The 250-nt window shown below is 59.2% G+C and carries 1 pseudogene; it reads right to left on the bottom strand.

The features are described 5' to 3' along the window. Positions 1-43: 43 nt before the first annotated feature. Positions 44-250 (bottom strand): annotated as a pseudogene (locus EOD29_RS33695) (ATP-dependent DNA ligase); the annotation flags it as partial.

Genomic DNA, 250 nt, shown 5'->3' with positions numbered 1-250 from the left:
AGCCCCTTCGGCGGCGGAGCACCCGTCTTGCCTGTACTCGATTTCACAGAGCTTGCGGCTTGTCCGCTTTGAAGGTCACAAAGGCGCCGCCCATGAAGCGGCCGTTGTCTGCCATCATCGCCGGCTTTCCCCGCTCGCGCTTTACGCCGACGATGTCCATGTCCTTTTCGGCGTAGCATTTTATCTTGCGCCAGTTCATGGTCGAGCTTCGATAGACGCTGTCCAGGCGCTTCGAGACAATGCCCTCAAG

Origin of the sequence: Mesorhizobium sp. M1A.T.Ca.IN.004.03.1.1 (assembly GCF_003997555.1) — a bacterium.
Taxonomy (GTDB): domain Bacteria; phylum Pseudomonadota; class Alphaproteobacteria; order Rhizobiales; family Rhizobiaceae; genus Mesorhizobium.
Note: the sequence above shows the minus strand (reverse complement) of the source record. Positions and strands in the feature narration are given on the sequence as shown.